The organism is Alkalihalobacterium sp. APHAB7, from assembly GCF_048323755.1.
Taxonomy (GTDB): domain Bacteria; phylum Bacillota; class Bacilli; order Bacillales; family Bacillaceae_F; genus Alkalihalobacterium.
Map to the genome: position 1 here is coordinate 82,579 of NZ_JBLWFS010000016.1, position 9,236 is coordinate 91,814.

At 37.7% G+C, this 9,236-nt stretch carries 6 protein-coding genes; all 6 read right to left on the reverse strand.

Going from position 1 to position 9,236, the window contains the following annotated elements; all coding sequences use genetic code 11:
• Positions 1-33: 33 nt before the first annotated feature.
• The 6 genes from ACNSTQ_RS15490 to ACNSTQ_RS15515 all read right to left on the reverse strand — a co-directional run bounded on the left by ACNSTQ_RS15490 (position 34) and on the right by ACNSTQ_RS15515 (position 8,962).
• The gene (locus tag ACNSTQ_RS15490; RefSeq protein WP_418200720.1) at positions 34-1,611 is read right to left on the reverse strand and encodes a hypothetical protein; all 1,578 of its coding nucleotides are present in this window, start codon (positions 1,609-1,611) and stop codon (positions 34-36) included.
• Between the two features lie 387 nt (positions 1,612-1,998).
• Positions 1,999-2,301, reverse strand: a complete 303-nt coding sequence (locus tag ACNSTQ_RS15495) for an EthD family reductase (RefSeq protein ID WP_418200721.1) — start codon at positions 2,299-2,301, stop codon at positions 1,999-2,001.
• Between the two features lie 192 nt (positions 2,302-2,493).
• Positions 2,494-4,314 carry an ABC transporter ATP-binding protein gene (locus tag ACNSTQ_RS15500; protein WP_418200722.1) on the reverse strand — a complete coding sequence of 607 codons (1,821 nt, stop codon included), beginning with the start codon at positions 4,312-4,314 and terminating at the stop codon, positions 2,494-2,496.
• A complete protein-coding gene (locus ACNSTQ_RS15505; RefSeq protein WP_418200723.1) occupies positions 4,311-6,074 on the reverse strand; it encodes an ABC transporter ATP-binding protein in 1,764 nt (587 codons plus the stop codon). The genes ACNSTQ_RS15500 and ACNSTQ_RS15505 overlap by 4 nt, the downstream gene beginning before the upstream one ends.
• Positions 6,075-6,437: 363 nt before the next feature.
• Positions 6,438-7,532 carry a hypothetical protein gene (locus ACNSTQ_RS15510; protein WP_418200724.1) on the reverse strand — a complete coding sequence of 365 codons (1,095 nt, stop codon included), beginning with the start codon at positions 7,530-7,532 and terminating at the stop codon, positions 6,438-6,440.
• A 53-nt stretch (positions 7,533-7,585) separates the two neighbouring features.
• A complete protein-coding gene (locus ACNSTQ_RS15515; protein WP_418200725.1) occupies positions 7,586-8,962 on the reverse strand; it encodes a Glu/Leu/Phe/Val family dehydrogenase in 1,377 nt (458 codons plus the stop codon).
• Between the last annotated feature and the right edge of the window lie 274 nt (positions 8,963-9,236).

The following is a 9,236-nucleotide window of genomic DNA, read 5'->3' on the forward strand; positions in this document are numbered from 1 at the left end:
AATTTCACTCCTACTTTTTCTTACTAAGACCAACTATTCGTAAATATAAATTCGCCCTTCAAATAAAATTGCCAAATGATCATCGCTTAAGTCCACATCATACGTATGAGAAGGTGTATTTAGGAATGAAGCTGTGGAAGTCAGGTTGGGTATATCTATTTCGGAATTAACCGTTAAAAATTCACTATCCCACACTTTCACTTTTCGATCTGTGCATACTGTAACAAATTGATCATCAAATGCTTTGATCAGGGTAATTTTACTTTCATGAATTTTTTGCCTCTGTAACAGTGCTCCAGTATCAAGATCATAGACTACAATAAATCCGTTCTTAAAAGAGTAATCGTAGTTCCGACTTAACACTATAATTTTATTGTCAGTAATCACAAAGTCTTCAACTTCTCCTTCGACTTCAATGTTATGACCATCTGTTGATGTAATTTCGTTTAAATTGCTATATACATTTGTACAGTAAAATAATTCACCTTGATAAACAGAAGATGAAAACTCATTTATGTCTTCTATTTTCAGCTCACCTTCTTTTAAAATAGCACCATCGGTTATTGCGTATCTTGCAAATTGTATTCTAGGAGACGGATATTCTCTTATCTTATGGGTATAAACAGTACCATCATATACATGAACTAAACTATTAAACCTTTGATCTAATTTAAAGCATTGCAGCACTCTTTTGGGAGGTATGTTCATATCAAGCTCTGGTTGAAAGAGATGTTCATATTTATTTGTAAGAAAGCGATCTGCGGATACTCCGCTTCTTTCTTCTCCAGATATGACATCTAAGAACGATACTCCGTCTTTTTTATATTTGTCGATAACTGCAATAATATCTTGATGGATATATACCATTTCCGCTGTTCTTATCCCGGGACATGTCCGTCGCTTACTTTCGTAATAAAACCCGCCTTTTTCTTCCTCAATAATGGAAACTAACGATTTATAATCGTTTTTAACGTGAATAAAAGAAGTAAACTCATTTTGTATTATGTATTTATTTTGAATAATTAGCTTCGTTTCTTTTACAGCGGTAATTAATGTGTTCGTAAGAGAAATATTATTATTTTTTGCACTAAAAGTGGCGAGACCTTTTAAATAAACTGTCGGCTTATTAATTCCAATATATTTTATGTTTCGGTTTCCTTCTGTAATTTCAAACCGCTCTCCTAATAGGTAGATAACTCGGTCTGGTGTCGTTTCTGTCGATTGCAAAAGTTCGTCTAATTCTTTTTGTGATAAGGCAATTAAGTGTAAATTTTTTAGTAAATTGGGATTATTACTCCATTGGTGTACTAACTCTACCTTTTGACGTTCTTTCAAATATTCTTTAATCGCTTTTTTTTCCTCCTGAGGTACCTCTACTCCAAATATACTGCATATCTCATAGGGGATGATTTCAACTTGTAGGTTTGCGAGTTGGTCGACTTTTTCTACGAGTTCCTTATAATATCGATGGTCTAGCCAAGTTCGCAATCTACCGTCAAAATAATAATCAAGCACAGATCGAATATGGAAGTGTTGCATTAATTCATCTATTGTTCTTACTTGGACATGGTTATCCATTACGAGTGGAAACTTAATCTTTCTCTTTAACAAAACGGGTTCCTCTTTTCTTTCAACTTGTAAAAGTCATGTATAGGATGCTACTTTTGATCTACACAAAATTAAAATAATATATGAATATAATACCACCCTGCAATTATTTAGGTATACTAAATTCTTGCTTTATTTTTGGCTGTTTTCGTAAACTTTTTGCTATTCGACCTTTTTTTGAATATAAATCAGCCCTAATGGATAAATTCATTTATCCATCTGGCTGATTTATATTCAAAAGCTTCACGCTAAAGCGTGAAGAACCAAGCTTTCGCTTGGTTACGGTCCAATAGCTAATAGCAACAATCTTTTGAAAAAAGCCTTATATAATTAACCATCATTTATTAAGCAAAAAAACTACCTTATCAAAGGTAGTTTTTCAAATTTAATTCAGTTAACAATTGACATAATTGGTGGGTGAGTTAAATACTGCGTCAAGTTTTCAAGGTCTTTTATAGCCATTTCAGCTTCGGGACTAACTATTGATTGTTGCAATATTTCTAAGCTTTCAAATTGGAGTTCTACAAGCAAGTAGAGGTTTAGGTCGGTATTTTTTGTTCGAATGACACGATGGATAGATACACTATTACTATTAGGAAACATTTTCAATAAAGGGTGATGAACTTGAGAGTAATAGGCTTCGAATCCATCTAGGTCTTTTGGTTGTTGGTAGAAAAATATCACCTTGGCCATGTTGTCAAACCTCCTTAGTTTCACCACCTTAAATATATTCTAATTTTTTCATTAAAGAACAATTTTAAAATTAAATTTTTTAAAAGCAAAGAGGAAAACTCTCAGTGTCTGTTTACCTCATCATAAAAAAGATGCAGTTGTACATCAGATTACAACTACATCTTTTGGGTTATGCGACTGCTCTATTTCAAGTTAACTCGCTTCCATCGCCTGAAACTGCGCTCGAACGAGGTTGTAATAATGGCCTTGGTGGTTCATGAGTGCCTCATGATTGCCTTGTTCTACGATTTGCCCGTGATCTAGAACGATAATGTTATCGGCTTCACGAATGGTCGACAGACGATGGGCAATAATAATTGCTGTTCTGCCCTTGAGTAGTGTTTGTAGAGCATTTTGAATTTTTTGTTCTGTTTCAGTATCGATACTTGCTGTCGCTTCATCTAAGATTAAAATTTGCGGATCCGCTAGTAACGCACGAGCAAACGATAGTAATTGCCGCTCGCCTACTGAAAGAATGTTCCCCCGCTCTTCCACTTCGGTTTTGTAGCCATTTTTTAATTGCTCAATAAACGCGCTTGCGCCGACCATTTCGGCTGCTCGTTTGACTTCTTCGTCTGTAGCATCCGGCCGTCCAAAACGAATGTTTTCCATAATCGTTCCTGAGAAAATAAATGTATCTTGAAGAACGATACTTACTTGTTGGCGAATACTATCCAATGTTAAGTCGCGTAAATCATGACCGTCAATTTTGACAGAACCACTGGTCGGGTCGTAAAACCTTGAAATGAGATTGACGATCGTAGTTTTTCCAGATCCTGTATGGCCGACTAGGGCAACGGTTTCCCCTTGCTTCATTTCGAGATTAATTCCGTCTAAAGCTTTTCGCTTCGCATCATAAGCAAATTCGACATCCTCGAATGTTATATGTCCTTTCATTTGTTTAATGTCCTGTGCCCCTTCTTTTTCAGGAACAGAAGGTTTTTCATCTAAAAATTCAAAGATACGTTCTGAAGAAGCCATTCCCATGAGTAACTGATTGTATACTTGCCCTAGCCTTGAAATCGGCTCCCAGAACATACCTAAGAAAAAGGCAAACATAACAAAAGTACCAATATCAATACTTCCAGATTGAATTAAGGTGACACCGTACCAAATTAAAATCGCTGTACCGATTGCATTGGACATTTCAACAAATGGGCGGAACATCGCATTTTGTTGCGTCGCATTTCGCCAAGCTTTGAAATTATCTTCATTCATTTCATTAAAGAACGCCATATTCTCACGTTCTTGTGTGTATGATTGAGTAACACGAATGCCTTGAATACTTTCATTCAAGTGAGAGTTAATTTGTGATTGTTTGATACGTACGACTTGCCATGAACGACGAATTTTTCTTCGTAAGCTCGTCGATATCACAAACATAATCGGTAAAATCACCATAATCGCTAATGTAAGCTCTGGGCTGTAGACAAAGAGAATGATGAAAATACCGATGAGTAAAAGTACGTCCATTAATAGATTAATAACCCCATTCGTAAATAAATCTTGAAGGGAGTTGACGTCATTCGTGACACGAACGAGAATTGAGCCCGCTGATCGTTGGTCAAAAAAGCGATGCGACAAACGCTGGATGTGCTTGAATAAACTTTGTCGTAGGTCATAGATGACATTTTGTCCAAGCATATTCATCCAACGTATTCGAAGTGTGTTCGCAAGCCATGACAGCATGTAGAGTCCAGCTATAATAACAACGACATGAACGAGCGCATTCATATCACGTTGGTAGATCACATTGTTTAGTGCATATACCCCGATTAAAACAGGAGTGGTCAGTCGAACTGCGGTTGAAATAATCATTGCGATAATCGCAAGAGGTAAAAGTTTTTTGGAATACGGCTTCATATAACTAAATAAGCGAAGCATTTGTGGCCAGTTAAACGGCTTCTCGATCGCTGAGTCGAGTGAATAATGGAAACGATCGTTCTTCTTCGATCTGTGCGACTTTTCCGTCATGAGCTCACCCCCAGTTGTGTTTGTTGAAAGGCGTGTTGGTCCTGATATTGAATATCATAAATTCTACGGTATATCCCTGTTTCGTTTGCAATTAATTGCTCGTGTGTACCTCTCTCAACGACTTCACCGTTATCTAAAACAAGGATTTCATCTGCATGTTTCAGGGAAGAAATTCGATGTGCAATAATAAACGTTGTTCTCCCTGCCATAACTTCGCGAAAAGCCGCTTGTATTTTTCCTTCTGTTTTCATGTCAACCGCACTCGTTGCGTCATCAAGAATTAAGATACTCGGGTCAATAAGGATCGAGCGAGCAATAGCAATCCGTTGCTTTTGTCCGCCTGATAAGCCCATCCCACGCTCACCTAAAACGGTGTCGTAACCTTCTGGTAATTCCATAATAAACTCATGAGCTTGGGCTCGCTTTGCGGCTTCAATAATTTGTTCAATCGTTGCTTCTGGATTTCCGTAAGCAATATTGTCGCGAATAGACGATGAAAATAAAAACGACTCCTGCAACACGACACCAATATGGTGACGCAATGATTTTAACGAATACTCTTTAATGTCACGGCCATCAATAAGAATTTCTCCTTCGTTTGGCTCGTAGAAACGTGAAATGAGTTGAGTTAAGCTTGTTTTCCCGGATCCTGTCGCACCAATTAACCCGATGATTTTTCCAGGAGGTGCTTCAAATGAGACATCATTGAGTGCCAGTTCTTCTTCGCTGTTATATTGGTGACTAACATTTTTAAACTGAACATGGCCTTTGATCGAAGTTTCTAACGGTTGATCCGCATCACGAATATCTTCTGGTTCATTAAGTACTTCTAATAACCGCTCTCCAGATGCTTTTGATTGTGAAAAGGTATTAATAATAAAGCCAAGATTCATTAATGGGCCAATGATGTACCAAACTAATGAGAAAAACGCGACGAGTTCACCCGGTTGCAAGGCACCTTGAATGACAAGCCAACCACCATAACCAAGAAGGAACACAACACATAGTTGTCCAATGAGTTCCATAATCGGAAAGTACTTTGCCCAAATATTTGATGTATCGATGGACTTATTTTTATAATCACTATTTTTATCTACGAAATTATCAATCTCAAAATCCTCACGTGATAAAGATTTTACCGTGTTCATTCCGCTGATATTTTCTTGAACTTTTGTTGTCAAACTTCCGAATGACTTTCGAATATGTTTAAACGCTGGATGGACTTTTTTATCAAAGCGGTAAACGGTTAAAATTAAAAAAGGCATGGATGCCAGCGTCACGAGTGCCAGTGGAGCACTAAAGTACAGCATGATACTAAAACTAAAACTGACGATTAATACTAGGTTTAAGAGTTGCGCAAAACCAAATGATAAAAAGAATCGGAAACCTTCAACATCAGCAGTAAGCCGTGACATGAGGTCCCCTGTCTTCGCATTATCATAATAGCGAAACGGCAAATATTGAAGCTTTTTGTATAAGGCATTTCGTAATTCATAAACAGCACGAACGCCAAATAAGTCCCCTAAAAATTGATGATAATACGTCGCAAACCCTTTAAGAACCATTAATAAAATAAATCCAAACGCAATGTAAGGAACTAACGAAGAGTTTCCTGCTAAAATAACGTCATCAATCGTAATTTTCAAAATGATCGGATACATAACAGTGATCGCAGTGACGACGATTAAAAAAAGCATTGAACCGATAAAAAAGTTCTTATAAGGCCAATAAAATTCTTTGAGCCTTTTGAAAGTATTCATAGTAAGCCTCCTCTTAAGTTGATTTTGATTTTTCATTTCCCCGAATGTTGGTCGTGTATGCCATGATGTGAAAGATGGAACATAAAAAATGGTAATAGTATTAATATATCGGGTTTCGAAATAAATATCTAATCATCTGCTTACAGTATTTTTTGAAATTTCGATATATTCGTCAGTGAACCCGCTGTTTCCTTCCCCTATTTCTTTAATACTCACTATTTCACTAGGGTAGCAGGCACCTTTAACACTGCAGTGTTGTAAAGGTGCCTGCTACCATAAAGCCATAAAAAAGAAAAAGCTTTATGAACTGGGGTTCGATAAGCTTTTTCATTGTATGCACTTGGAGATGTCATTATTTTAATTTTAGTGAAAAGGGACGTGCACAAGCTTCCATTCGTCTGTTGGTGATTTCCGCATCACGGTAAATAAGAATGTCTCCTCGATGATCGGACCATCTTTTGTTTGATACTTATACGTTACTGGTATTTGATAAATAAACGGTTTCTCCTTAACCGGCTTATGTTTTTTGTCCATTTTTCGAATCGCTACGATTTGATCAATTGGAATGGAATGGGCGTCGCCTTGATAAATAAGGCTTAAAATGTCGGTATCCTTTTGATGAATAGCGATTAAAAACAGCTCAATGACTTTTTCAGCAGAAAGTTGTTTAGTAAATAAATTTAATTGTCCAGCTGCTTTATGTGCCATTACTTGATGGGCTAAATCTGTATTCTTGGATCGATGTGTTGTGCTGCCTTGAAAATGAATGCAAAAATGCCCTGGGAACCCATTCGCTAGGGCACCTTTTCCATGAGGCATTCCGTGCATCGAAGCCGCGAGCACTTGATTGTTCACATGAACTAAGATGGCCCGCCTGTTCCAACTCCATTTGCCACCATAGATCGCTTTCATTATTTTTGTATCTTGATGGGTTAACGGTTGTACGTCTGCGTGCTTACTCCCGGCACGCCTTTGTGCGTTAAAACTCAATCCCGTTTCAAGGTCTGTAATTTTAAAAGACGTGTATTTAGGAATCATTTTCGTCGCTTCTTCCCACGTTAACATCGTTCCAAAATGGTCTGATTGCAACGTCTTAAAGTGACCTGTAATCAGTTGAGCCGTTCGTGGTTTCACATTGATTTTCCTTTTTTGTTGAACGTCAAACAGCTGCCCGTTTTCATCCGCAATTAAAACCCGGACAAGACCATTCTCAACGAACAATAAATAATGACTCGAAAACGGCACGTCCTTTATAGGTGTTGATGTTGCCTTGACGATTTCTTGAAATAATTCATCAGACTGTACGGTTGTTATGGACTGATAAACAGACTGACTAGAAGCCTTGACGATAAACGAGACTTGATTATGATCGTCTTTCGCAGCAACAGGTACCGCAGTGACAAAGACAGAGACAAGTAAACATAACGTCATAGAGGTAAAGAATAATCGTTTTTTCATTTGTATAAACCATTCCTATTTTTAGAGTGTTTTTTTCCATGTTCTAAAGTTGCTTATAATTTTCCTTGGCGATAAATAATCGTTGATAATTTCATCACCGCATGGATGTAACAATTTTCTCTCAAAGAAAATGGGTCGCCAAAGTATTGCGGTAAAATCGTACTCATCGTTCCTGTCATCTTATCGTATAGAAGCTTAAATACTTCTTCTTCACTGTAGAATTGAGTTTCCCGTCCTTGGAGCCATTCGAAGTAGGAAACGATGACCCCACCAGCGTTCGCTAATATATCAGGTATAATAATGACGCCCTTTTCATTTAATACAAGGTCAGCGTCACCAGTTACTGGTGCGTTTGCCCCTTCTACAATGATTTTCGCCAGTATTTGATCGACATTGTCTTTGTGAATTTGGTCTTCAAGTGCTGCTAAGATGAGTACTTCAATATCCAAATAAAGAACGTCTTCTCTATTTAAAATATTTGCCTTGATATTAAATTGCTCAAGTTCCGCTTCTGTAGTCGGAAGGTCATTATTATTTTTAACCGCGGCTTCAATTAACGCAGGAATATTTAATCCTTCTGAATTGTATAAAGTGACGTTTCGATCACTAACGGCTACGATATTACTTTGTAAATGCGTACAATGGTAAGCTTCAAGGGCAGCGACTGAGCCTACATTTCCGAAGCCTTGAACCGCTATTTTCAAAGGGCGTTCGGCGCAATCTAAAGCTGTTTTTGCATACTGGTTTCCATTTTCAATCAACCATTTTCTTTGTTCTTTTATAAAGTCTGCAAGTAGATAACGAAAAGTAAAATAAACCCCTTTTCCTGTCGCTTCTCTTCGTCCTAAAGACCCGCCATTTACGACGCTTTTCCCCGTAAAGCTTCCACGATACGGCTTCCCGGGTCGGATCGTTTTATATTCTGCGGTCATCCAATCCATTTCTCGATCGCCTGTTCCAACATCCGGAGCAGGAATATCTTTATCCGGACCTAAAATATCACTAAAGTATTGAACATATTTCTTACATATGAGCAGGAGTTCCTTTTCTGTAAAATTACGAGGATCGATAATCACCCCGCCTTTACCACCACCAAAAGGTACCTCATGTAACGCATTTTTTAGTGTCATCAGTGCTGCTAAGTTGGTTACCTCATCTTCGTTAACGAGTTCGTGAAACCTGATGCCGCCTTTATATGGACCGAGCGTATTATTATGTTGAATACGATAAGCAGGTATTCTTACGACCTTTCCATTTTCTAATGGGATTCGTAAAAATGACTTGTGGACATGATTTGGCGTTGACAGGATCGCTGCGAGTGAATGAAAAGCTTGTTCTCTTGTGTCGCCTTGCAAGTTTGGCAAAAAACTTGTGTCTTTTAACAGCGCCTGTAATGAACGTTGAACGATAATGCCCGTTTGGCTGCCCATTGTGTATCGACCTCCTTTTCATTGTGTCAGCATTTACGTTTAGTATTTTAATTCCATCGCTTCTTATCCAAAATTCATCTCTTTTAAAATAAAAAGAATCGTGTGAAATAAACAATACTCATTAACAGCACTAAATAATAAAAAATAATCGAGTAGGAGGAGGTGATTAACCTCCGACCTCTCACACCACCGTACGTACGGTTCCGTATACGGCGGTTCAATTTTATACTAAGCATGTACTTTGTTGTAATGTTGGACACAAGAGATTAGCCCA